The organism is Dryocola mayonis (assembly GCF_051307045.1).
Taxonomy (GTDB): Bacteria; Pseudomonadota; Gammaproteobacteria; order Enterobacterales; family Enterobacteriaceae; genus Dryocola.
Genome location: NZ_CP150452.1, coordinates 246,068 through 271,137 on the forward strand (window position 1 = coordinate 246,068; position 25,070 = coordinate 271,137).

The following is a 25,070-nucleotide window of genomic DNA, read 5'->3' on the forward strand; positions in this document are numbered from 1 at the left end:
GCGACAATGTCTTATTTAAATAGATTCTTCGCGGCGCGGTTTATAAAGACGCTGCTGATTGTGTGCTGTATTGCGCTGCTGATTGCCGCTATCTGGTTTCTTGGGCCCTTTTTCGGCTTTGGCGAAACGCGTCCTTTATCGAGCATAGAGTCGCGCATTATTTTTATTCTGCTGGCGGCGCTTTACCTGGTCAGCTTCTGGCTGCGCTGGCCGCTGTTTATCGCGGCTATGGCGACGCTGTGCGTGCTTATCTGGGTGCCCGGCCCTTTTTTACTGGTAGGGGAAAATTACCCGCTGGCGCCGGTCAGCGTCAGGCTGCTGCTTATCGCGGCCGTTCTGTGCGTGACGCTGCTGTATGGCCTGTGGCGGGTGCTGCTGGCGCTAAAAGATAACCCGGCGCTGCTCGACAGGTTTATTCGTAATAAAGAACCCGCGCCGGAAAATAACACTTTTGAAGTGGCCTCGGTGATTGCTAACGCGGTGAATTACGTCAATAAGAACCGCGGCAGCCTCTCTTTTTTCCAGCGCGTGATTCTGGCCCGTAAGCCGCTTGACGTGCTGCCCTGGTATATGGTGCTGGGAACGAAAGAGGCCGGAAAAACGTCCGCTATCCTGGGGTCCGGACAGCATTTCCCGCTGCCCGAGCAGTTAATACAGGTAGGCAAGCAGGGGCAGCCCACGCGTAGCTGCGAATGCTGGTTCGCCAACGATGCCGTTTATATCGATACCGCCGGTAAATACGTCAGCGAACCTGAACAGCATCTCAGCGAATGGCGCGCGCTGCTTAAGGCGTTGAAAAAACATCGGCCGGTCAAAGCCATAAACGGCGCCGTGGTGACGTTTTCCGCGGCCGATATTATGGGGCGCAGCAAAGCGGAGCTGTTTGAACTGGCCTCCAGCATGCGCGCCAGAGTGGATGATTTACGCCAGACGCTGGGCGTGCGTTTCCCGGTTTACGTACTGGTTACCAAGCTCGACCATCTGCCGGGCTTTGCTGAATATTTCAGGATCCTCACCGAGCAGGAGCGCGAGCAGGTCTGGGGCGTCACCTTTCCGTACGTCGAGTCGATGAAGGCGTCGGTTTCCGAGCTGCATAGCCAGATTCAAAAAGAGTTTTCCCTGCTGGAACAGCGCATTGAGCGGGATATGATCGTGCGCCAGCAGGAAGAGTATGACAATCGCGATCGCAAGAAAATGTACGCGCTGCCGCAGGATTTCCAGCTGCTTTCCGACCTGGTGGCGAAAGTTGTGCACAATATCTTTTTCGCCTCCCGCTACGATGAAACGCAAAGTTATACCACCCTGCGCGGCATTTATTTCTCCAGCAGCCATCAGCCCGTGGATTTTAGCCTGCTAAATAACCAGAGCATCATCCGTAAATGGTCTAACTACGTCGAAAACAAGACGCCGGAGGTGACCGCATCCCTTACGGCACAGCCGGGCGACCGCGACTTTCTTGTGAATGACGTCTCCTATGGCAGACAGTATTTCCTCAAGCAGCTTTTCAGCGAGGTTATCGTCAGGGACGTCGGTTTAGCGCGCCACAACCTGGCTAACGAGTCGAAGTTCCGCCTGCAGCGTTTTCTGGGGCATACGATGTGCCTCGTCATCGCCTTTATCCTGCTGAACGGTTTCTATAACAGCTACCGCAACAACGACCGGTATCTGGACGCGGCGGACGGCAAGGTTGTCGCGCTGGATAATGAGGTAAAAAGCTTTGTTAAAACATCGAATGAGGAGCTCCTCCCGCGTCTGCTGGGGCTTGCGCAATATCTGCCTGAATACGGCGCGCTGGATATATTAAATCCGCCGCTCGAATGGCGATACGGGCTGTATACCGGTAAAGATGTTAAGAAAGCTTCCGCTTCCCTCTACCAGTACTTTTTACAGCGGCTGCTGCTGGCGCAAATTGAACGCCAGGCCACCCAGGCGCTGCAAAAGGCGATTGAGAACGAGAGCCCCGGGCAGGTTTATGAGCGCCTGAAGCTTTATCTGCAGGTCTACGGGCAGGGAACCTTCGATCGGCAATACATGGTTAATGGTCTTGCTCAGCTCTGGGAGACGAGCGGCAAGCTGCAGCCTTATGAAGAGCGGCGGATTTTTATCGCTCACCTGACAAACCTCTTCGCCCTGCCGGACTGGCGGCGCTTTGGTCAGGCGGCCGACGACGGCTTGGTGAAATACGCGCGCTCAACGCTGCAACGCGAAGACGTGGCCGCGCGCCTGTACGGGCGCATTAAAGACTCGCTGACGAAAGATATGCCGGTCGATTTGACGTTAGGCGAAATGGCGGGCGCTCAGGGCGGCGAGCTGTTTTCGTTAACGAATGAGAGTGGCGAAACGGTTATTCCCGGCATATTTACCCGCGCGGGCTATTACGATCTGTTTAAAAAAAAAATGGAGCCCGGCCTGCTGCTGCTGGAGCGCGAGGACGCCTGGGTTATGGGTAGCGCTGGCGACACAAAGCAGAATGCCGCAGGGCCCCTGGTGAAGGTGAACCGCGACGGCGTGCTGGTCAATCCGCTTCAGCAGCAAATACTGGCGCTCTATCTGAACGAGTACACCCGGCGCTGGCAGGCCTTTTTAAATAACATTCATCTTAAAAAGAGCCTTCTGACGCAGGACTATGGCAACACCGGCGTGGCGGCAGATATCTATATCCTGAGGAAGCTGGCCGCGTCCGATTCTCCGCTGGCGAATCTGCTGCGGCGTGCCGTCGCCGAAACCACGCTGGCGGAAGAAAAGGGCCGGTCGCTGCTGGAAAACGTCAGCAATAAAGGGCAGCTCTTAAACGCGGTAGAGAAGGTGAGCCTTGCCTGGGCCGCCATGGAAAAAAAGCTGCTGCTGGAGGGCGTGGACAACCACTTTGCGCCGCTGCGCGAGTTTGTGACCGGCAGCCGCGAGGCGACGCCGGATAGCAGCCCGGCGGCGGCTGGCACCGCCCTTAGCAAGCTTATGGGCGAGCTTAATGAACAGTACACCTTGTTCGTCATTTATAACGATGCGCTAAAAAGCGGCGGCTCGCTGACGCTGTCCGACTCGGCGCGCAAGCTGAGCGCCGAATCGCAAACCTGGCCCGATCCCTTACGCAATGTGATAAGTCCGCTGCTGAATGACGCCCATGGCCGGGCGAGCAGGGAAAGCATCGCCAAAAGCAATGAAGGCATCGATGAAAATCTGGGTCGCGTGTGCCGCGCAACCCTGGAAGGACGCTATCCCTTCGCTCAAAGCCAGCGGGAAGTGAAGCTGGCGGACTTTGAGCGCTTCTTTGCCGCGGGCGGCCTGGCCGACGAGTACTACAAAAAAAATCTGGCGGACAAAGTCGATACCTCCTCGCGTCCATGGCGTTACAAAGGCGATGCGCAGGACGCCGACGCCGGCTCGCTGGCGGTGTTTGAACAGGCGGCGAAAATCCGCGATGTGTTTTTCCAGGCCGAAGGCGGACGCAGATTATCCCTTACCTTTGACGTGTCGGTGCCCTATATGGAGCCGACTATCACCAAGCTGAATATGAATTTTGACGGCACGCCGGTGAATTATATTCACTGGCCGGTATCGCCCGTATCCCTGACGTGGCCCGCTTCGCGCCGCGCCTCGAGGATTTCCGTCAACGCCACGCCGCGCACCACTTCCGGTTCATCGGCCAAAACCTTTACCGGGGCCTGGTCGTTTTTTCACTGGCTGGATAATGCGGACAATATTACCGCCAGCGACGCAGATGAAACCGTGCTGGTCTATTACCTGGATAAGCGCCGGGTAGATATCGAGGTCGCCGGGGTAACTTTTGACGGCGTGCTGGCTGTGGATCTGCTGAAAGATTTCCGCTGCCCTGCCGCTTCTTAAAAGGCGACGCTATGCGAGAGGGAACTATGCCGTTACGCCTGTATTTACTTGTCGATAATCCTCGCGCAGTTCTCTTTGGCGCAGGCAGAAAGAGGCAGCGGGAAGTGTACGCTTTAGTCACGCAAAGCATACTGAGGAACAGGGATTCCGCCCTGCCTGATGATTATTTACCGGAGAGCTATCCGTGGTGCTTTGTTATTTCCGCCGGCGCGTTAAGAAATAAATATTATGCCGGCGCTTGTATGGTGTATCGCAATAGCCAGCAGGAAAAGTCGCTAATAGTGGTGTACAGCGAGCGGCCGTATCGTTGGCTGCAGAAAAATATGCGCACCGATTATCCGCTGACGTTCTGGATGGCGCGAATTTTAAATAACACGCAGAAAAGCGATGTTATCGAACACAACTGGAAGCCGTTGCGGCAATGGTTAAAAGCACTGAGGCGGGCTTATTCCCCGTTCTGGGAATCCTTTGCGCTTGTGCCCGCTTACCGGTTTAAAAATCATTCTCAGGTATTACTCAGGGAGGGGTCACAGGAGGATTATTACATTCGGAATAGTGATGGTGTCGAGGTTATGCCGTGGACGAACTGGCCTGACTGTATACAGCAGGAGGCCGGTATCTGGCTCTGGCGGCAAAGCCGGCACAGAAAAATATTGGATTCGCACAGAATTCCTTTACGACGCGCTGAGGCTGAACCGCCTGCCGCTTCATTCTAAGATATTCACAACGCATCAGGTGATTATATGTCACGTACTATTAAATTAAGTAGCCCGGCGATGCCGCTTCTACTTGGAGAGCCGGCGTTGGTAATCTCAAAGCTGGATGGGGAAGAAAAATTCTCTTCGCTGTATTCCTACGTGATTACCGCCAAAACGCCCGCTAACTCGCAAATTCCCTGGCAGGCGGCCTCAAATGTTGATTTGAAATCTTTAATCGGCAAAGAGATGACCGTCGAAATAGAGCTGGATGGCAACGGGCTTGGAGAGATAACTGCAATAGGCCAGGGCCTGCGGGAAATTTCTGGCATTGTGCAGCAGGCCCGCTATATCGGACGCGATGCCAACCAGGCGCTTTATGAAATTATTATTCGCCCCTGGCTGCATCTGGCGGAGCTGACAGCCGACTTCAAAATATTCCAGCAAAAAAGCGTGGTGGATATTATTGAGGAAGTGCTGGGCGATTATAACTTTCCCTTTGAAAAGCGGCTGGCGGGAAGTTATCCCCTGCTCGATTTCCAGGTGCAGTACGGTGAAACCGATTTCAACTTCATTGAACGTTTAATGGAAGAGTGGGGAATTTATTGGTTTTTCGAACACCAGGGGAAAAATCATAAATTAATCCTGGTGGATAACGTCGGCGCGCATAAACCCTTCCACAGCGAAGCCTATCACGTTATTCACTACGCCTCCGACCAGCCAAAGATGGATGAGGAATATATCAGCCAGTTCCATCTCCAGGAAACCATCACCTCCGGCAAATGGGTCACCAACGATTACGACTTCACCAAATCGCGCGCCGATATCATGGCGCTGGACAGCAAGCCGCGTAAGACCAGCTTTAACCAGATGGAGATCTTCCACTGGCCGGGTGATTACGAACAGCCGGATATCGGCGAACAGCTGGCGCGCGTGCGCATGGAAGAACGCGGCGCGCAGGGTTCCCGCTGCGAAGGTTCAGGCGAATTACGCGGCATTGCCTGCGGCTGCGCTTTCGAACTGGTGAGCTATCCCGTTGAGAAGGTGAACCGTGAATATATGGTCATACGCAGCCGCCTGCAGGTCGAAGAGGTCGATCAGCTGGCCGGGCAGGATGAATTTCTTTACCGCTGCGATTTTACCGTGCAGCCGACCACCAAAATCTACCGTCACCCTCTTTCCGTGCCTAAGCCAAAAACCAGCGGGCCGCAGACCGCTATCGTAGTGGGGCCGCCGGGCGAAGAGATTTGGACGGACGAATACGGGCGCGTAAAGGTGCGCTTCCTTTGGGATCGTTATGGCCAGAACCGTGAAACAGATTCCTGCTGGCTGCGTGTAAGCCAGGCCTGGGCCGGGAATAACTTTGGCGGGATCTACATTCCTCGTATCGGGCATGAAGTCATTGTGGACTTTATTAATGGGGATCCGGACAGGCCGTTAATTACCGGCAGCCTGTACAACAACGTCACCATGCCTCCCTGGGATCTGCCGGTTAACGCGACGCAAAGCGGGCTCATCAGCCGCACCGTTGGCGGAGGGCGCAGCAACTTTAACGGCATTCGCTTCGAAGATAAGCCGGGCTCCGAGCAGTACTGGGAGCAGGCCGAACGCAGCATGAGCCGCTTAACCAAGGAAAACGAAACCCAGACCATTGGCATGAATTCCGACATTAACGTCGGCCTGTCGCGCAACCTGTTTGTGGGCGCGAACTATATGTCAGACGTGGTTGGCAACAGCAGCGCCATAGTGGGCGCGGCTTTAGGGATCCAGGTGGGGGGCAGCCAGAGCGATAACGTTGCCGGCGCCAAGGGGATAAATGTCGGCGGCGCTTTTATGACCACGGTAGGCGGCTATCACTCCATCAGCGTGGGGGGCGCGAGCACCATGGTGGCGGGAGGAGCGATGACGCTGACCGCCGGCGGCGAGCTGGTGATAGCGGCCAAGAAAATCAAAATCATCGGCTCCGACCAGGTCACCATTGAGGGCGGGGTGGTAAATATTAACCCCGGCGAGTGCGGCAGCGACTGTGGCGGCGGCGGTGGCGGCGGCGGAATGATCGGCCTGCCGGGATTACCTTCGATTGTCGCCCTGGCTGGCGTAATCATTCCGCTACCGGTGTTGCCAATACCGACGGATGCTCCGACAGAAGCGCCAACGGAAGCGCCAACGGAGGTTCCGACAGAAACGCCTACGGAGGCACCAACCGAGGCGCCGACAGAGCCGCCAACCGAAACGCCTACGGAAACGCCAACCGAGACCCCAACGGGAAGTGAGACACCGGAACCATAAAAGTAAACAACCCGGCGATGACGTCAGCTCATCGCTGGAATAAGCGCCGGGCGAGCCATTTTTCTAAGCGCTACGTTAAGGAGGAAAACAATGCAAAACGCAGGACGAGTTGGAGATGTCACCACGCACGGCGGCGCCCTATGCACCGGGTCTGGTGACGTATTTATTAATGGCCTGCCCGCGGCAATGGCTGCCGCAAGCGTCGCTCCCTGCGCGCTGGGGCATGGGGCCCGCGCCTGTAGCGACAGGTTCTTGTTCGGTCTTTATCAACGGCTTTCCCGCGGCGCGGCTCGGTGATGTCACCGGCTGCGGTGCGGTGGTGGCTACCGGTTCCTGTGATGTGTATATAGGTTCCTGAGTGAACATTCATTTTGAATGGCCCGCGTCCCGCCAGCCGGTGACGCTCGCCCGCGATTTGACCGCAGATAACGCCGCTGCTTTGGATGTTATTAATGGGGCCTTCGGGCCCTACGACAGCGCTCTTAAGCATGATGCCGTAGCATTTTACTGGCATGGGGCAAGGCCGGTGATGCGGAATCTGTGCGCCAGCCACGTATGCCGCCTGCAGGGCGTCGAGCTGCAGTACGGCAGCGTGCATCCAATACGTCATGAAAACACTATCCAGGCCGGCCACTTTAAGCTGCTGCTGAACAGCAGCGGAGCGGGCGAAATCGCTGAGCAGGCGTTCTATCGCCTTATTTATCCCGAAGGCTTGTGGGAGAAAGCAAACAAGCTTCCTGAAGTTGAAGATATTCTTCCCAACGGCGGAAATTATATTAACGACCTGCGTTATTTTAATGAAGTGGTGCTGGCGCCCAATAAGAGCGACGACGTTTTAAAAACCCTGGAAGTGGAATATAAGCACTTTTTAATCTGGCAGGAGCTGGACGGCGGCTATTATCAGGGAACGGGCCTGCAGGAACATCACATTCTCAAAAAAGATCGTCGGTTCGATCTTATCCGGGAGCAAATTAAAGAAAAAACGTTATCCGAATGTATTGTCGATCGGACTTTCCTTATGGAAAAAGTATGGGCGGAGCTGGAGAGCGCAGAGCTGCCGGACGATCTCTTCGTCGAAGAGGAAAAAAACGACATCCTCAAAGCGCTCTCGCCTGAACATATCGTTGCAAAAGGTAAATATAAAGTGCCTGAGCTGGTGTTTCAGGACTTTTATAAAGTGGGACTGGATTCTTATTATTAACCGAAGGAGCAGGAGTTATGCAGGATTATACTTCCCTTAGCCAGGTGCTGAAAACAGCATCGCTGGATGACATCTTTGAACAGGTGCAGGAGCAGGTTAAAGCGCACCCGCAAAGTCTGCAAGCAAGAGAAGTGCTGTTTAAATTATATTGCGTTGAAGGACTCTGGGATAAAGCGCTTCTCCAGCTGCAGACGCTGGCGATGCTAGATGACGCGTTAAAAAAGCGCACGGAGCTGTATAAAAATCTGGTGTTCAGCGAAATGCAGCGCGGCCAGGTGCTGGCAGGCGAGCGGCAGGCGGCAACGTTAGAGGGCGCAAGACCGCAGTGGATGGAAGCCTTACACCAGGCAAACGCCCTGCACTATCAGGGAGAGACCGAACGGGCGGAAAAAGCCCGCCTTAAAGCCTTCGATCTGGCGCAGGGAAGCCCGGGGCGAAGCGATACGCTGGGCGAATTTTCCTGGATTGCCGACAGCGACAGCCGTCTGGGACCCGTTTGCGAATTTATCTGCGCCGGTGGCTACCGCTGGCTGCCTTTTTCCACGCTCCAGCAGCTGAATGTTTCCAGGCCGGAAGATCTTTTGGATCTCTTATGGATACCCGCTACCGCTAAAGCAGGCGATGAGATTTATCACGGCTATATACCGGCGCGTTATCCTGTCAGCGAGGCGGACGATCGCGACAGCAAGCTCGGCCTGAAAACGCAGTGGGCTTCATCGTCGGATACCTTTTCTCCGGCGAGCGGGCGAAAGGTGCTGATCACCGACCGCAGCGAACATTCAATTATGGAAGCGGGCGACATTGTTTTCGGATAATTTAGCGGCAAAAAAACGGCATTATCTTCCTGCGTTACTGGAACGCTTACAGGATGATGAACCTAAAAGCCCGCACGATCGCGTTAAGCCCATTGATATAAAAGGGATGCGCAGGCTGGTGCAAAAAAATATTGCCGACCTGATCAACCACACCAATATTGAAGACGCTCTCACAGAGCACCGGCATAAGCTGATTATGGCGTCGGTGCTCAATTACGGCGTTCCGGCTCTGATTGGCACCCAGGAAAATCATCGTAACTGGAATGCCATTGAGAAAACCATTCGCGACGCTATTTTGCGTTTTGAACCGCGCATCATACCTGAATCCTTACTTGTACGTTCGTTGCAGGAAAGAGACGGCGCGATCAGGCATGCGATAGTGTTATTTGAGATTCGCGGCCTGATTTACTGGCAGCCCAGGCCCGTTGATTTATGTATGAATGGCCGTTACGACTTTGAGTCTGAAAAAGTTGACCTGACGCTGCTGTAAGGCAGCGGTTGGCTGAAGCATACGCCGGCGCATTATACATTTAGGATAATTGCCCGGGCATTTTTCCTGGGTAATTATCTTAAAATGCGCCGGCGTATTTTGTTTTAAACCTTATATTTAAGATTATTCTCCCGTCAGTTTTCATTATCTGCCGCTCCGTGTTAATTAATTGGGCGAAAACGCTGCATAAATGTGTCTTAATGGTTTATTGTTTTAGCGTTCTCGGTTTTTTCATTGGGTTTGATCGTTATATATATTGACTATAGACTGGGGCCCGTTGAGCACAAGGAAGCGAGTTTGTAAGATCAGGGGAAATATTCATCCTTTCGCAAAACCATTAGTTGCTTCTATTCCTTTGGTCTGTTCTTACAGGCGTTTTGTTACGCCTGGAGATAATTGCTATTGAATAAAAACGCAATGCATGGATGTGATATATGTTAAACATATTATTAATGGAGTCTAACTATTATCAGATATCGGGACTGAGCTTCTTAATCTTCAATCAGCTGACACGCGAAAGCCCGGCTGACTTTTGCTTTTTACTGCCGACAGAAGAAAAGAACCGCGATATTGCTAATATTATTTTTCATAGTGATATGGTCACCATTAACCTTTTCAACAAAAGGCGGATTCACAGTAATAACGATCCGGGGCGCAGGGCGAAGGAGAAACTCACAGTCCATGTCCCCTTTTTGCTCCGCAGCCAAACCCTTAATGATATCTCAATGAAAATCAGCAAGATAGTGGCGATAGCCAGCGCTGATTATCATATTCTTCTTAATAAAGAGGAGGCGTTCTGGAATTTTGGCTTAAAAAAATATGCGCAACTTTCGGATACTGAAAATGACGTGATGATCTTGATCGGTCGCGGATACAACAGCGCCGATATATCAAGAATCCTCAATCGTTCGCAAAAAACAATAAGTACGCATTATCGTAACGCCAGTCGAAAAATGGGCGTGGCAAATCGGGCGGAATTCTACCGCTATGCTTCATTTATCGCTAAATGCCGGCGTGATGAGCGAAATACTCTTTGTTTGTAAGCGATTACTTAAAAGGAATTAGCCATGAACAGTAAGTTTCATAAATGGAGCATTGGCGCGCTATCCGTGCCGTCAGTCTTTCTCGCCGTGAGTTCTTATGCCTGGTCGGCAAATAACGACACTATTATAGCAAACGGTACCGTGCGTTCTCTGGATAATATGACGCTGGAAAACGCCACGAGCGGCACGTTTATTATTCAGGTAAAAAATAACGCTGATTTTACCGCCACGAAGCTGCTGCTTAATAGTACAGGAAGCCGTGGCGGCGGCGCATGGATCGACAACGCTAAATTTACCGCGCGGGATTTACAGATTAACGTCAGCGGCAGTTCCGGCAGCGGTATTTATCTGGCAAACAACAGCGAGGCCGAGCTGAATAATGTGCAGATTAATACGCAAAATAACGCTCTGGGACTGGAGCTGGACGGCGTGTGGTCTGGCGAGGGCAGGGCAACAGCCCGGGTCAGCGACAGCGCTATTGCGACCGACGCGGGGGACGCCATCAGGGTGATGGCGGGCGATCTGGCGCTGAATAAGGTAGAGGCTGCTACCTTGGGTAATAACAGCTATGCCTTAAATGCGAATACCGACGCCAAAATCCATGCGCAGGGCGGCAGCTTCGCCACCGAGGGCGAATACAGCTATGGAGTGTGGGTCGCCTCGAAAGATTCCTCGGCGACGCTGAACGACCTGGTTATCACCACGAAGGGCAGGCGCTCCATTGCGGTAAATGCGCAAAAAGGGACGGCAAACGTCGCCAACAGCGTTCTCGAAACGCAGGGGGAAAACGCCTATGCCCTGTATACCGAAAACCAGCTTCAGGGCGATCGCCTGTCGATTACCACTACCGGCACCGGCGGCGCGGGCCTGTTCACGGCGCTGGGCGGCGCGGGTACGCTGACTAACAGCACGGTGGTGACCCATGGCGAGCTGGCGCCAGGCCTGCTTGCCAATCCTGGTTCGCACATTGCCGCAGACAACGTGCAGATTGAAACTACGGGCAAAGAGAGCGCCGGGCTGTGGGGCCGTGCGGGCACGCTTAATATCAGCAACAGTCTTGTCAGCGCCGGTGGCGAAGAGGCGAGCGGGCTGTATGTAAACGGCTATTCCTCAACCGGCGTGCCGGGTAACAGCATATCGCTGGATAAGGTGACGCTTAAAAGCGAACGGGCGCAGGCGATTGACGTCAGTACAACAGCCCTGGCGCTAATGGTGAAAGAGTCCACCATTAGCGGCGGCAACGGCCAGCTTATGACCGTCAGCCATTACGAAGATGCGCTCGATCCTGACAGCAAACTTTACAGCAACGTGGTTTTCAATGCCGCCAACAGCTCGCTAAACGGCGATATCTCCGTGACCGATGCGGGCAATACCGTGGAGGTGAATCTTACTGACGGCTCTGTACTGAACGGCGCAGTAAACCAGGTCACGTCGCTGGCGCTTGATGACCGCAGCCGCTGGAATATAACTAACGGCTCCGCTGTCGAACGGTTGACGAATAACGGCACGATAGCCTTTTCCAGCCAGGACAGGTTCGACACGCTTACCGTGGCGGGGGATTATGCGGGAAACGGCGGGACGCTGATCATGAACAGCGTGCTGGGGAACGACGCCTCCCCGGCAAATAAGGTCATTATTGCCGGCGACGTGCTGGAGGGAACCACAAAGGTTGCCATTAATAACCTTGGCGGCCATGGCGCCCAGACGATAGAGGGAATCGAGCTTGTTGACGTGGGCGGCGTTTCCCGCGGCAGCTTTGTCAAAACGGGCCGCATTGTTGCCGGGGCCTACGATTACGATCTTATTAAAAAAGCGCAGAGCTGGTATCTGACCAGCAGCCTGGTTGAGTTCGAAACCCTTCCCGATCCTGAGCCCGCGCCTGAACCTGCGCCAGCGCCAGCGCCAGCTCCAGCTCCTGCGCCTGTTCCAGAGCCAGCGCCCAAGCCGGAACCCGCGCCTGCACCTATGCCAGCACCGGTTCCGGTCCCCGCCCCGAAAACGTCTCCGACTGTTCGTCCGGAAGCTGCAAGCTACACGGCTAACCTGGCCGCCGCGAACACCCTGTTTATCATGAGCCTGCACGATCGCCTCGGGGAAACGCAGTTTATTAATATGCTGACGGGGCAGCGGGAGGTGACCAGCCTGTGGTTGCGCCAGGTTGGCGCGCATAACGTCTGGCGTGACGACAGCGGACAGCTGAAGACCCAGAGCAACAGCTATGTAGCCCAGCTTGGCGGCGACGTTGCGCGCTGGAGCACGGACGGTCAGGATCGCTGGCACGTAGGCTTTATGGCCGGCTATGGAAATAGCCACGGCAAATCGCATAACCCGCTCAGCGGCTACGGTTCGCGAGGTTCTGTTGACGGCTACAGCATCGGAGGCTACGCCACCTGGTATGCGAACGAAGATGCTCATACCGGCGCCTGGCTGGACAGCTGGCTGCAGTACGGCTGGTTTAACAACAAGGTCAGCGGAGAGAAGCTGGCGGCGGCCGAAAGCTACAAATCCCACGGGATTACGGCCTCGCTGGAAGGGGGTTATACCTGGAAAGCGGGAGAGTTCCTCGGCAGCCGCGGCACGCTAAACGAGTGGTTTATTCAGCCAAAGGCTCAGGCGGTATGGATGGGCGTCAGGGCCGATGAACACCGTGAGGCAAACGGAACCCGGGTCAGCGGCGAGGGCCAGGGAAATGTGATGACCCGGCTGGGGATGAGAACTTTCCTGAAGAGCCATCATGCGAGCGATAAGGACAAACAGCGTGAGTTCCAGCCTTATATCGAGCTGAACTGGTTGCACAATACGCGTGATTTTGCGACGCGGCTGGATGACGCTCGGGTAAGCCAGGACGGGGCATCTAATCTGGGCGAGGTTAAGGTCGGGCTGGAAGGACAAATCAACCCGCGTTTGAACCTTTGGGGCAACGTCAGCGCCCGGATGGGGGATGCCGGCTACCACGACAGCGCCGCTATGTTTGGGATGAAATACAACTTCTAAGTTAGCTTGCCGGTCCGGCCCCGGCCGGTCCGGCATTTCCGATGGGATATTCCAGGTTCAGCTATGAAAATTATCGCGCGGGAGTGCTTTTACCGTCAGGGGGTGATGGCGTTACTGGATAAAATGAGCGTTGAGTACGCGGAGCACGGGATCTGGCTTTCTGATGAGGTCTTTCTCCCCTTTTTTATTTTCCCCGCCAACAACGCATTCGCCGTTTATAACGCCGTTATTAAGCAGAGCATCCGTTCGCCGGCGCTGGTGTTTTGCGCCCGGCAGGCAATTCCTTTTTTTGAGGACGTTTACTTTGCGCAGAAGCTCTACTTTGTCGCGCTGGATGCTGCCTGCGAGACGGTGGAAAAAGAGATCGGGGAGTCCATTAATCGTTACCTGAGCGAAAGGCTTTCTGAAAAGACTGCTTTGTGTCCCTGGCAACGCCTGACCGGCAGTGAAATTGCAGTAGTGCAGCATCTGATACAAGGCCATACGCCTTCATTGATATCAAAGAGCAGCAATATGTCTTACAGGCACATCAGCATGCTTAAGCGTTCAGCGATGGGTAAGCTACAGGTGGAAAATTTTAATGAGCTTTACTGCAAAATAAAATTGCTGCGGCGCTTATCGCCGACTGGGTTATGCGCAGCAGAAGAGCAGATAGCTATGCAAGAACCCCTGGAAAAAAACTGATGCGCCGCAGGGAAAGAGTCCCGTGCGGCGATGTGATAAACGGTGAGAAGAGGTTGACGGCGGCTGCCGGAAAACTAACCCGGCAGCCGGCTCTTGGGCCGACCAGGGCCAAGCAGAATCGCCAGTTTCGCGCCGCCGATGGTGGTTTCCATCAGGATTTTACACACGCTGGTCAGGGGCACCGAGAGCAGCATGCCGACCGGCCCGAGCAGCCATCCCCAGAACAGCAACGACAGGAAGACCACAAAGGTGGACATCCCCAGGCCGCGGCCCATCATGCGCGGCTCAACGATATTGCCCAGCACCATATGCACGGCGAGGAACAGCGCGCCGACCATAAACATTTCGTACGTGCCGTTAAACAAAAACGCCTGCACCATGGGCGGGATAGCGGAAATGACCGAGCCGATGTTGGGAATGTAGTTCAGCAGGAAGCCCAGCACGCCCCACATCAGCGCAAACTGTACGCCCAGCAGCACCAGCCCGGCCCAGATAATGGCCCCGGTCCACAGGCTTATCAGCGTCTTGAGCGCCAGATAGTGGGTCACACCTTTCAGCGCCCGGTGCAGGCCGGCGATATGCACTTTGGGATTAGAGAGCGCGAAACGGAGTTTATAAGGCACGTGGCGCACCTCGAACAGCATAAACACCACGGTCATCACCAGCAGTAAAATGCTCGCCATCGCGCCGGAAAGGCCGGTCATTAGCATGGTGGCGAAAGACATGACCTTTTCGGAGTCCAGGCGTTGCAGCATGCGCTCGGGTGAAAGCCGCATGTGGATAAAGGGGATCATCCTTTCAAGCTCCAGCACCTTCTGCGTCAGCATCTTATTGTATTTCGGCAGCATCGCCAGAAACTCGTTCATTGACGCCGCCAGCACGCCAATCAGCAGCGTGAGCAGAATCAGCATCGCGAAGACTACTATCGTAATGGCCAGCGGACGGCGCACGCCGCGACGAATAAACCAGGTGACCAGCGGATTGAGCACGATGGCAAAAAACAGCGCCATCAGAAGCTGCACGATAATGTCCGCCGCCGCGTGAATTCCCGCAAGAATTATCACGAGGGCGGAGAGCTTCATAAGAATGTGTAGCCCGACTTTGTCGGCTTCGAGGGAGGGCATGGAGAATTCCTTTCTGTTATCGATCTTCATAGTGTAGTGCTTCGTTTGTTCCTCAGGCACGGTGGATATCTGAAAGTCCGTAGCTGAAATCCAGGCCTGTACCTGTTTATACTGGGTGACGGCTGTTTTTTAAGTGAATGCTGATGCCAGACCTTGCTCCTCAACCCCCGTTAAGCGGTTTTCGTCTCAACCTGCGGATTGTTTCCGTGGTGATGTTTAACTTCGCAAGCTACATGACCATCGGCCTGCCGCTGGCGGTGTTGCCGGGCTATGTCCATGACATTATGGGCTTTAGCGCCTTCTGGGCCGGGTTGGTTATCAGCCTGCAATATTTTGCCACGTTATTAAGCCGCCCGCATGCGGGGCGCTATGCGGATTTGCTCGGGCCGAAGAAAATCGTCGTGTTCGGGCTATGCGGCTGTTTTCTCAGCGGCCTCAGCTACCTGCTGGCCGCGTTTGGCAGCGGCTGGCCGATGATAAGTTTAATTCTGCTCTGCCTGGGGCGGGTGATTCTGGGGATCGGGCAAAGCTTTGCCGGCACCGGCTCCACGCTGTGGGGCGTGGGGGTTGTCGGCTCGCTGCACATCGGGCGCGTTATCTCCTGGAACGGCATTGTGACCTACGGGGCGATGGCGGCAGGTGCGCCGCTTGGCGTGCTGTTTTATCACATGGGCGGCCTGAGGCTGCTGGCCGGCATTATTATGGCGGTGGCCCTGATCGCCATTCTGCTTGCGCTGCCGCGCCCGGCGGTGAAGGCCGGCAAAGGGAAGCCGCTGCCGTTTCGGGCGGTACTCGGGCGCGTCTGGCTTTATGGCATGGCGCTGGCGCTGGGCCTCCGCCGGGTTTGGCGTTATCGCCACTTTTATTACCCTTTTCTACGACGCCAAAGGCTGGGAGGGCGCGGCCTTTGCGCTCACGCTCTTTAGCTGCGCATTTGTGGGCGCTCGCTTACTTTTCCCGAACGGCATTAGCCGGCTGGGCGGGCTGAACGTGGCCATTGTCTGCTTCGGCGTGGAGATCGTTGGGCTGCTGCTGGTGGGCTTTGCGCAGCAGCAGTGGATGGCGCAGGCCGGCACGTTTTTGACTGGCGCAGGCTTCTCGCTGGTGTTTCCGGCGCTGGGCGTGGTGGCGGTAAAGGCCGTGCCGCAGCAAAATCAGGGCAGCGCGTTAGCGACCTACACCGTGTTTATGGATTTATCCCTTGGCGTCACCGGGCCGCTTGCCGGGCTGGCGATGGCCTATGCGGGCGTATCGGTAATATACCTGGCGGCGGCTGCGCTGGTGTTTATCGCGCTGATTCTGGCCTGGCAGCTAAAAAAACGGCCCCCGGTTGAACAACCGGAGGCCGTGACGTCCACATCAGATTAATTATTTGATGGTGAGGGTATTGATGATGTTCTCAGCGGCGGACTGCGCCTGCTGCTGATTGTCCGCAGGCAGGGTTATCTGCATGGTCAACAGCTTGTCGTCCACTTTGCTCAGGATAACCGACGAATAGGCGGTTTGGCCTTTGGCAGAGATAATGGTGTCGAGCTGCTGCAATTTGTGGCCTTTAATCTCGACGGATTTGTTGGTCACGACCTGCAGCTGCGGATCGCGTGCGCGCTGCTGGTCTTCCAGGCGTTTTGCCAGAGCGTCCAAATCTTCGGTGGTGTTATCGCCGATAATGACGATAACCGCTTTCTGGCCGGTGGCGTCGGAATAGACATGCATGTTATTCGCCTGCGTGCCCACTTTGCCGCTCTGATCCGTCATATCCGCAGGCAGGGCGAAGCTCACCTTGCCGTCAAGCAGGTCGATCGGCTGACCGTTGGCGTTGCTTTCCGCTGCGGCCCCTTCGGTCGGGGTTTTGGTATCGTTGTTGTCGCAGGCGGCAAGACCGAGCACCAGCAGGCCAATACCGACATATTTAACCAGGTTACGCATGACTTTATCCTTTACGTTAACAAGCCGTTGAGGCCAATCCCAGCATCTTAGCACAAGATGATTTAAGTACCGTCAACCGGGCTGTAACGTCGATATTTCAGATTTGTCCGCGAGGCGCTTTAACAGCATATTGAGCAGCACGCCGTACATCGGCAGGAAGAAAACAATGCTGATCAACACCTTAAAGCAATAGTCGACGATAGCGATCTCCACCCAGTGCTGCGCCATAAACGCGTCCGGGCTGCGCCAGAAAGCGATAAAGAAGAAGGAGAGCGTGTCGCTGACGTTGCCGAACAGGGTCGAGGCGGTCGGCGCAAGCCACCAGCGCTGGTTCTGGCGCAGGCGGTTAAAGACGTGCACGTCAAGAATTTGCCCCAGCGCGTAGGCCATAAAGCTTGCGGTAGCGATACGGGCGACAAACAGGTTGAAGTGCGTCAGCGCCTCGAAACCTTGCCATTTGCCCATATAGAACAGCGCCGAAATGCCGTAGGAAATCACCAGCGCCGGGATCATCACCGCGAAGATAATGCGCCGCGCGAGGGGGGCGCCGAAAATCCGCACCGTCAGATCGGTTGCCAGGAAGATGAACGGGAAGCTGAACGCGCCCCAGGTGGTATGAAAACCTAAGACCGAAACCGGTAGCTGCACCAGATAGTTGCTGGAAGTGATCACCAGCAAATGGAATAGCGATAGCCAGAACAACGCCTTCACGCGCTGTTGGGTTTGAAACTGCGTCATATTTTAGCCTTTTTAATGAATGGGGTGAGGGAACCCAGTGAGCGCTTTTTAAAAGCCGGGGGATAATACTGCTTTAGCCTCGCTTTGCAATGGTTAATTTTAACGCAATCGTTCACGTCGCTTGCGCGAGAATTTACCGGGCGTAAACTAGCGCGGTTTTTTTAAATACGAGACTGCCATGACCGACCTGTTCGCCCATCCGGACCATACCCTTGACGCCTCGGGCCTGCGCTGCCCCGAGCCGGTAATGATGGTGCGCAAAACCGTGCGTAATATGCAGCCTGGCGAGACGCTGTTGATTATCGCCGACGATCCGGCCACCACGCGCGATATTCCCGGTTTTTGCCGCTTTATGGAGCATGAATTAATCGCTTCGCAGGTAGAATCATTGCCTTACCGCTACCTGCTGCGTAAAGGCCAGTAGCCTGCCTGTTCCCTGTGCTGCGCATGCACAGGGCTTCTGAACCTGCTTTGCATCCCAACTGAACCCCGATTTCATTTTTTGCTGCTTTTGTGAACTGCTTCACCTCCGCTTTTCTTCATCCAGGCTAGTTTTTAGTCGACAAAATAAAACATTGTTTTACTTCTTACCTACCTTACCTCTGTACCGGAGCGACACGATGAAGAAGACTTTACTGCCTGCTTTCGCCGGCCTGTGCCTGTCCACCGCGTCACTGCTGTTTGCGCAAGCGGGTTTCGCGCAGGTCATCAAGGCCGCGGATGTGCATCCCGTGGGCTACCCAAACGTGGTGGCGGTGCAAAATATGGGTGAAAAACTCAAGCAGCAAACTAACGGGGAGCTGGAGATTAAAGTCTTCCCCAGCGGCGTTCTCGGCGATGAAAAGCAGATGATTGAGCAGGCGCAGATGGGGGCTATCGACATGATTCGCGTCTCCATGGCGCCGGTTGCCGCCATCCTGCCGGACGTTGAGGTCTTTACCCTGCCGTACGTGTTCCGCGACGAGGATCATATGCATAAGGTGATCGATGGCGATCTGGGTAAAGAGATCGGCGAGAAGCTCACCTCCAATCCGAAATCCCGCCTGGTATTCCTCGGCTGGATGGATTCCGGCACCCGTAACCTGATTACCAAAAGCCCGGTGCTGAAGCCGGAAGATTTACACGGCATGAAAATCCGCGTGCAGGGCAGCCCGGTGGCGCTGGCTACGCTTAAAGACATGGGGGCCAACTCCGTGGCGATGGGGGTGAGCGAGGTTTACAGCGGGATGCAAACCGGAGTTATCGACGGCGCGGAAAACAACCCGCCGACGTTTATCGCCCACAACTACATGCCGGTCGCCAAAAACTACACCCTGAGCGGCCACTTCATCACTCCGGAAATGCTGCTCTACTCCAAAGTGAAGTGGGACAAGCTAAGCGCTGATAACCAGCAAAAAATCCTTAAGCTTGCCCGCGAGGCGCAAATGGAGCAGCGCGAGCTGTGGAACGCCTATAACCGGCAGGCGCTGGAAAAAATGAAGGCGGGCGGCGTGCAGTTCCACGAAATCGACAAGGCCTGGTTTGTCAAAGCGACCGAGCCGGTACGCAAAGAGTATGGCGAGAAGCATCAGGATCTGATGAAAGCTATCGCTGACGTGCAGTGATCCCAACGGCTTACCTGTTCGTGGAGGACCTATGTCCCGAAGCTTCTCAAACTGGCTGGATAAAGTTTACCTGGCGGCGATGCTCGTCGCCGGTTTCTCTTTGCTTATCATGACCGTCATCATTCCGATTGGGATTTTCTCGCGCTATGTGCTGAACCGCGGCGAGTCCTGGCCGGAGCCGGTCGCGATAATCTGTATGGTGACGTTCACCTTTATCGGCGCGGCGGTGAGCTATCGCGCCGGGTCGCACATCGCGGTCAATATGCTGACGGACCGGCTGCCGCCGGCGCTGCAGACGTTCTGCGCCCGCATAGTGGATCTGCTGATGCTGCTGATTTCAGCGGTGATGTTTTACTACAGCTACTTCCTGTGCGCGGATCTGTGGGAGCAGCCTGTCGCGGAGTTCCCCGTGCTGACATCGGGACAAACCTACCTGCCGTTGCCGATTGGCGCGGTATTGCTGATTTTGTTTGTTATCGAGCGATTGCTGTTTGGTTCTCAGGAGAACCGTCCGGTGGTCATGCTTGGTAATCACGGTTAAGGCCGGGGGCTCCAGTATGGATGCAATAATTTTATTAGCCACGCTTGCCGTCCTGCTGGCCGTGGGGATGCCGGTGGCGTTCGCCGTTGGGCTAAGCGCGATGGTCGGCGCGCTGTGGATTGAGCTGCCGCTCGAAGCGATCATGATTCAAATTACCAGCGGGGTGAACAAATTCACGCTGCTGGCGATCCCGTTTTTTATTCTGGCCGGGGCAATTATGGCGGAAGGCGGCATCGCGCGGCGTCTGGTGAATTTCGCCTATATTTTCGTCGGTTTTATCCGCGGCGGCCTGTCGCTGGTGAATATCGTAGCCTCTACTTTCTTCGGGGCGATCTCCGGATCTTCGGTCGCGGATACCGCGTCGATCGGCAGCGTGATGATCCCGGAAATGGAGAAAAAAGGCTATCCACGCGAATACGCGGCGGCGGTAACGGCGAGCGGATCGGTGCAGGCGATTTTGATCCCGCCAAGCCATAACTCGGTGATTTATTCGCTGGCGGCCGGCGGCACGGTTTCCATCGCCACGCTGTTTATCGCCGGCGTGCTGCCGGGGCTGCTGCTTGGTTTTTGCCTGATGGCGCTGTGCCTGGGCTTTGCCCATAAACGCGGCTATCCGAAAGGCGAACGCATCCCCTTCAAACAGGCGCTGAAGATCTTTTTTGACGCGCTATGGGGCCTGATGACCGTGGTTATTATCCTCGGTGGTATTCTGACCGGCGTGTTTACCGCTACGGAATCGGCGGCGGTAGCCTGCGTGTGGGCGTTTTTCGTTACCATGTTTATCTACCGCGACTACAAATGGAACGAGCTGCCTAAGCTGATGTTCCGCACCGTGAAAACCGTCTCTATCGTGATGATACTGATCGGCTTTGCGGCGGCCTTTGGCGCGGTAATGACTTACATGCAGCTCCCGGCGCGCATCACCGAGTTCTTCACCTCGCTGTCCGACAACAAGTACGTGATCCTGATGTACCTGAACGTCATGCTGCTGCTGATCGGCACGCTGATGGACATGGCGCCGATCATTTTGATCCTCACCCCCGTGCTGCTGCCGGTGACCAACTCGCTGGGTATCGATCCGGTGCATTTCGGGATGATCATGATGGTTAACCTGGGCATCGGTCTGATTACTCCGCCGGTTGGCTCGGTGCTGTTTGTCGCAAGCGCGGTCAGCAAGCAGAAAATAGAAGTGGTGGTGCGGGCTATGCTGCCGTTCTACGCCATGCTGCTGGTGGTGCTGGGAATGGTGACTTATATTCCGTGGGTTTCTTTATGGCTGCCGCATGCCCTGGGGATGAACTAGGTTGTTAAGCAGGGTGGAGAGGACTCAGGACTATCCACCCTGCCGATTACAGCGGCTATTTCTTGCTGAGTAAACGCAACGCGTTGGCCGTCACCAGGGCGGTCGCACCGGAATCCGCGAGTACCGCCAGCCACAGGCCGGTGATCCCCAGCAGCGTGGTAATCAGGAAGATACCTTTCAGCCCCAGCGCGATGGTGATGTTCTGGCGGATATTGTTATGCGTGGCTCTGGCAAGGCCAATCATGCCCGCCAGCTCCGTCAGGCGGTTGTGCGTGAGCGCCGCATCTGCGGTTTCCAGCGCAACGTCGGTTCCGCTGCCCATGGCGATGCCGAGGGTGGCGGCTTTCATTGCCGGCGCATCGTTGATGCCGTCGCCTACCATCGCCAGCGGCTGCCGGGCGTTCAGCTCGTTTACCGCTTTGACTTTATCCGCGGGCAGCAGGCCGGCGCGATAGTCCATGCCCAACTCTTCGGCGATGGCCGCGGCAGCGCGCGGGTTATCGCCCGTCAGCATTATCCCCTGCACGCCGATATTTTTTAGGGCCGCGATGGCCTCTTTGGCATCGCTGCGCAGCGTGTCGCGCATGGCAATAATGCCCAGCAGCTGGTTTTGCCCGACGACGGCAACCACCGTCTGGCCTTGCGCCTCCAGCTGCGTGATGCGCTGCCGCCAGCCGGTATTTAGCGCCTCAGCAGGCAGTTTGTCCGGCGAGCTGAGCAGCAGCTTTTCGCCATTGACCGTTGCTTCAACGCCAACGCCCGCCAGCGCACGATGCGATTCCGTTGCCGGCAGCGGGAGCGCCCGTTGTTGCGCTTCGCGCACAATGGCCTGCGCCAGCGGATGCGTCGAACCCAGCTCCACGGCGGCGGCAAGCGCCAGCAGCTCGTTTTCGCTTGCGGAAGCCGCGATTTCGACCGCGGTAACCTGCGGTTTTCCCGCGGTCAGCGTGCCGGTTTTATCGAAGGCTATTTGCTGGATCTGCCCGAGGCGTTCCAGCGCCGCGCCGCCTTTTATCAGCGCGCCGCGGCGAGCGGCGGCGGCGAGGCCCCGAAGTTATCGCGGCCGGCGTCGAAATAACCAGCGCGCACGGGCAGCCGATCAGCAGCAGCGCCAGCCCTTTATAAATCCACTCGGCCCAGCTTTGCCCGAACAGCAGCGGCGGCACGACGGCGGCAAGCAGGGCGATGGCCATAATTACCGGCGTGTAGATACGGCTGAAGCGGTCAATAAAGCGTTCTATCGGCGCGCGGCGCTCGTCGGCTTCCTCAATTAAGCGAAGGATGCGGTCAATGGCGCTGTCGCCCGGCTCAGAAATGACCTCCAGCTGAACTAGCCTGTCGACGCTGGTGCTGCCCGCCGGAACTTTCTCGTTTTGGCCGCGCTCAACGGGAACGGATTCGCCGGTCAGGGCGCTTTCGTCGAAGCTGGCGGCTGCGCTGAGCAGACGGCCGTCCGCCGGTAAGCGTCCGCCGGCAGAAACTTCAATTACATCGCCGGGACGAAGCTCGCCCAGCGCGACGTTTTCTCTTTCGCCGTTGCGAACGCGCGTCGCGACTTCCGGCTTGAGCGCCATCAGGGCGCTCACTCCGCGTCTGGCGCGGCTTGCGGCATAGGATTCAAGGCGTTCGCCAATCAGGAACAGCACCAGCACCATCGCCGCTTCTGCGGTAGCGCCGATAAACAGCGCGCCGATTGCCGCGACGCTCATCAGCGTTTCGATGGCGAACCAGTTGCCGCTGCGAATCAGCCTTAAGGCCTGACGGGCCACGGGCCACAGGCCAACCAGAGTGGTGGCGATAAACGCCATATTGCCGAACGGATGGTTAAGCTGCTCCAGCCCCCAGCTCAGGGCCATCATAATCAGCAAGGCGATCGGCGGCAGGTTTTCACGCCAGCCTGAAGCCGCTTCAGGAGCGGGTGCGGAGCCGTCGCGAAGCGTATAGCCGGCGGCTTTCACGGCCTGTTCGACTTCCTGGCGCACGTCGCGTGGGGCGGTGACGAGAAGTTTTTCCGTCGCAAAAAGAACCTGTACGTGCTCTACGTCGGGGATCTGTTTCGCTGCGTTTTCGACTTTGCGCGCGCAGGCGGCGCAGTCCATGCCTGCGACCTGCCAGCTGTAACGTTCGCCTTTATCCGCCGCAACCTCAGGCTGGGGCGCTGCGGCAGAGCACCCCTCGTCGTTGCAGCAGGAGGGCGCGTCGGCTGACAGCGGACTTATCTTTGCCTTCGCAAACTGCGGGGTTTTTTTAGCGTTGAGCATCAGCGCTCCTCGGTAATGATAATGTTCTCATTACCGAGGATACACTCTGGAGCTTACTCCAGAGTCAAGAGGGAATTTGCCGCTCAGATATACAGCGCGCGGACAATCATAAAGTGCCCGGCAAAATAGCAGGCGGCGGCGAGGGCGCTGTCGCCGGTAAAGCGGCGGCGGTAGTGGCTGCCCAGCCAGACAATATTGCCCAGCAGCAGGAGCGAGGCGCCGATAAACCCGGACAGGCTGTTGCTGGTCGGCCGGAAGAAGTAGAGTTCGCCCGCCAGCCATACCATCACCAGCGTCATGCCGATAAAGGTCATGATTGGCCAGCGGAAGGTGTCCAGCCGCGTCCAGATAACGGCCGCCAGCAGCGCCCCGATAATCAGCAGGGCCAGCGGCAGCGGCCAGAAGAAAGAGAGCGTCATCTGGCTGGCGAAATAGAGGGCATACAGCAGATGCGACAGGAAGAACGCGCCGATGGCGTACAGCATGCGCTGCGTCGGCAGCAGCATAAGCGCGTCGCCCGCAAGGGTGGCCAGCAAACCGGCAAGGATCAGATATCCCGTGGCCTCAAACATCGGCGCCTGCCAGGCGAGCAGCAGCAGCAGTAACAGCGTGAGCGGTTTAAACACCCAGCGCTGCCAGGCTGGACCCCGATAGGAAGCATCCACATAGAGCCACCCGGAAAAGAATACGGCAATAAAAGACCAAAGCATGGCGCGTTCCTTTTGCGTAGGACGGGAAACTGATAAGGCCGCCCGCCGGAATTTTCATAATGTATTTTAAGACTGTGCTTCTTCCTTCAGTCTAGTGGTCATTCCCGCCGGATGACAACGCCCGGCGGTGAGGGGTATTCTTAAAAGTGTCTGACAAATCGAGATAAATTCATGAGCAAGCCGCCCGTTTTCTTTATTGCCATCATCGTGTTAATCGTAGTGGCCGCCTCTTTTCGCTTTATGCAGCAGCGCCGCCAGAATGCTGAAAACGACGCCGCGCCGCTGAGCCAGAAAGAGGTGGTAGTCGCCACCAAGCGCGAAACGCCAGCTAACGACAGGCGTTCGCGCCAGCGCGACGTGACGCCTGCGGGTGATGCAATGCGTTACGAAGTAGGGTTTCGACCGCTAACGGGCGGCATGGAGATGAAAATGCGCGTGCCGGCAGCCAGCTACCATGAAATTAGCGTGGGGGATAAAGGCACGCTGCGGTACAAAGGGACGCGCTTTATCGGCTTCGTCCCGCAGTCCGCTCACTGACCTTTACGCAGATTCTTCTGCCAGGCCAGCAGTTCAAAAACGCCGAAGACGAAGATTTTCAGCTGCTGAACGCGGCTCAGAGGCGGGCCGTCTTTCGGCTGGGTCGATTTCAACAGCGCCAGCTGCATCGCATGCATAATCGCCATAAAAATCAGCGCTACGTTGACAAAGATATTCAGCGGGCGCGGAAACGGGTGGAAAATATTCAGTAACAAAAAGGCCCATACGCACAGCATCAGCAGCCTGCCCAGGTTAATCAGCATAGTGTTTCT

The 25,070-nt window shown here is 55.9% G+C and carries 19 protein-coding genes and 3 pseudogenes; 16 read left to right on the forward strand and 6 right to left on the reverse strand.

Annotation, left to right across the window (positions count from 1 at the left end; genetic code table 11):
- Positions 1-6: 6 nt before the first annotated feature.
- The 10 genes and pseudogenes from tssM (at position 7) to WLO32_RS01145 (ending at position 14,054) form a co-directional block, all read left to right on the forward strand.
- Complete coding sequence (gene tssM / locus WLO32_RS01100) at positions 7-3,843, forward strand: type VI secretion system membrane subunit TssM (protein ID WP_435946900.1); 3,837 nt, start codon at positions 7-9, stop codon at positions 3,841-3,843.
- A 26-nt stretch (positions 3,844-3,869) separates the two neighbouring features.
- The gene (locus WLO32_RS01105) at positions 3,870-4,559 is read left to right on the forward strand and encodes a T6SS protein Cts1T (RefSeq protein WP_435946901.1); all 690 of its coding nucleotides are present in this window, start codon (positions 3,870-3,872) and stop codon (positions 4,557-4,559) included.
- A gap of 27 nt (positions 4,560-4,586) precedes the next feature.
- Complete coding sequence (locus WLO32_RS01110; protein ID WP_435946902.1) at positions 4,587-6,827, forward strand: type VI secretion system Vgr family protein; 2,241 nt, start codon at positions 4,587-4,589, stop codon at positions 6,825-6,827.
- A 90-nt stretch (positions 6,828-6,917) separates the two neighbouring features.
- Positions 6,918-7,185: pseudogene (locus WLO32_RS01115) on the forward strand (PAAR domain-containing protein).
- Positions 7,186-8,028, forward strand: coding sequence for a TagK domain-containing protein (locus tag WLO32_RS01120; protein ID WP_435946903.1), 843 nt, complete (start codon positions 7,186-7,188; stop codon positions 8,026-8,028). It abuts the pseudogene before it with no gap.
- A 17-nt stretch (positions 8,029-8,045) separates the two neighbouring features.
- Positions 8,046-8,843, forward strand: a complete 798-nt coding sequence (locus WLO32_RS01125) for a type VI secretion system accessory protein TagJ (protein ID WP_435946904.1) — start codon at positions 8,046-8,048, stop codon at positions 8,841-8,843.
- Positions 8,830-9,333 (forward strand): type VI secretion system baseplate subunit TssE, encoded by a 504-nt coding sequence (locus WLO32_RS01130; protein ID WP_435946905.1) that lies wholly within the window; start codon positions 8,830-8,832, stop codon positions 9,331-9,333. The genes WLO32_RS01125 and WLO32_RS01130 overlap by 14 nt, the downstream gene beginning before the upstream one ends.
- Before the next feature lie 434 nt (positions 9,334-9,767).
- A complete protein-coding gene (locus WLO32_RS01135; protein WP_435946906.1) occupies positions 9,768-10,376 on the forward strand; it encodes a helix-turn-helix domain-containing protein in 609 nt (202 codons plus the stop codon).
- A 24-nt stretch (positions 10,377-10,400) separates the two neighbouring features.
- Complete coding sequence (locus tag WLO32_RS01140) at positions 10,401-13,370, forward strand: autotransporter outer membrane beta-barrel domain-containing protein (RefSeq protein WP_435946907.1); 2,970 nt, start codon at positions 10,401-10,403, stop codon at positions 13,368-13,370.
- 63 nt (positions 13,371-13,433) lie between these two features.
- Positions 13,434-14,054, forward strand: coding sequence for a helix-turn-helix transcriptional regulator (locus WLO32_RS01145; RefSeq protein ID WP_435946908.1), 621 nt, complete (start codon positions 13,434-13,436; stop codon positions 14,052-14,054).
- Positions 14,055-14,128: 74 nt separating this feature from the next.
- Here WLO32_RS01145 and WLO32_RS01150 read toward each other — a convergent pair whose 3' ends face one another.
- Complete coding sequence (locus WLO32_RS01150; protein ID WP_435946909.1) at positions 14,129-15,178, reverse strand: AI-2E family transporter; 1,050 nt, start codon at positions 15,176-15,178, stop codon at positions 14,129-14,131.
- Between the two features lie 143 nt (positions 15,179-15,321).
- Here WLO32_RS01150 and WLO32_RS01155 point away from each other — a divergent pair.
- Positions 15,322-16,546: pseudogene (locus WLO32_RS01155) on the forward strand (MFS transporter).
- Here the strand turns inward: WLO32_RS01155 and WLO32_RS01160 are convergent.
- Both WLO32_RS01160 and WLO32_RS01165 read right to left on the reverse strand, forming a co-directional pair.
- Positions 16,547-17,104 (reverse strand): DcrB family lipoprotein, encoded by a 558-nt coding sequence (locus WLO32_RS01160; RefSeq protein ID WP_435946910.1) that lies wholly within the window; start codon positions 17,102-17,104, stop codon positions 16,547-16,549. It abuts the pseudogene before it with no gap.
- A 72-nt stretch (positions 17,105-17,176) separates the two neighbouring features.
- Positions 17,177-17,842, reverse strand: a complete 666-nt coding sequence (locus WLO32_RS01165) for a 7-cyano-7-deazaguanine/7-aminomethyl-7-deazaguanine transporter (protein WP_435946911.1) — start codon at positions 17,840-17,842, stop codon at positions 17,177-17,179.
- A gap of 178 nt (positions 17,843-18,020) precedes the next feature.
- On the opposite strand from WLO32_RS01165, the gene tusA reads away from it, so the two are divergent.
- The 4 genes from tusA (at position 18,021) to WLO32_RS01185 (ending at position 21,290) form a co-directional block, all read left to right on the forward strand.
- The gene (gene tusA, locus WLO32_RS01170; RefSeq protein WP_435946912.1) at positions 18,021-18,266 is read left to right on the forward strand and encodes a sulfurtransferase TusA; all 246 of its coding nucleotides are present in this window, start codon (positions 18,021-18,023) and stop codon (positions 18,264-18,266) included.
- A 196-nt stretch (positions 18,267-18,462) separates the two neighbouring features.
- Complete coding sequence (locus tag WLO32_RS01175; protein ID WP_435946913.1) at positions 18,463-19,446, forward strand: TRAP transporter substrate-binding protein; 984 nt, start codon at positions 18,463-18,465, stop codon at positions 19,444-19,446.
- A gap of 31 nt (positions 19,447-19,477) precedes the next feature.
- Positions 19,478-19,987 (forward strand): TRAP transporter small permease, encoded by a 510-nt coding sequence (locus WLO32_RS01180; protein ID WP_435946914.1) that lies wholly within the window; start codon positions 19,478-19,480, stop codon positions 19,985-19,987.
- 16 nt (positions 19,988-20,003) lie between these two features.
- Positions 20,004-21,290: a TRAP transporter large permease gene (locus WLO32_RS01185; protein WP_435946915.1), complete on the forward strand. Its 1,287-nt coding sequence runs from the start codon at positions 20,004-20,006 to the stop codon at positions 21,288-21,290.
- A 55-nt stretch (positions 21,291-21,345) separates the two neighbouring features.
- Here the strand turns inward: WLO32_RS01185 and zntA are convergent.
- Both zntA and WLO32_RS01195 read right to left on the reverse strand, forming a co-directional pair.
- A pseudogene (zntA, locus tag WLO32_RS01190) lies at positions 21,346-23,551 on the reverse strand (Zn(II)/Cd(II)/Pb(II) translocating P-type ATPase ZntA).
- Positions 23,552-23,634: 83 nt separating this feature from the next.
- Positions 23,635-24,261, reverse strand: a complete 627-nt coding sequence (locus tag WLO32_RS01195) for a lysoplasmalogenase (protein ID WP_435946916.1) — start codon at positions 24,259-24,261, stop codon at positions 23,635-23,637.
- Between the two features lie 171 nt (positions 24,262-24,432).
- Here WLO32_RS01195 and WLO32_RS01200 point away from each other — a divergent pair, with 171 nt between their 5' ends.
- Complete coding sequence (locus WLO32_RS01200; RefSeq protein ID WP_435946917.1) at positions 24,433-24,798, forward strand: DUF2500 domain-containing protein; 366 nt, start codon at positions 24,433-24,435, stop codon at positions 24,796-24,798.
- Here WLO32_RS01200 and WLO32_RS01205 read toward each other — a convergent pair.
- Positions 24,792-25,061: a DUF1145 family protein gene (locus tag WLO32_RS01205; protein ID WP_167614118.1), complete on the reverse strand. Its 270-nt coding sequence runs from the start codon at positions 25,059-25,061 to the stop codon at positions 24,792-24,794. The genes WLO32_RS01200 and WLO32_RS01205 overlap by 7 nt on opposite strands.
- Positions 25,062-25,070: the final 9 nt, after the last annotated feature.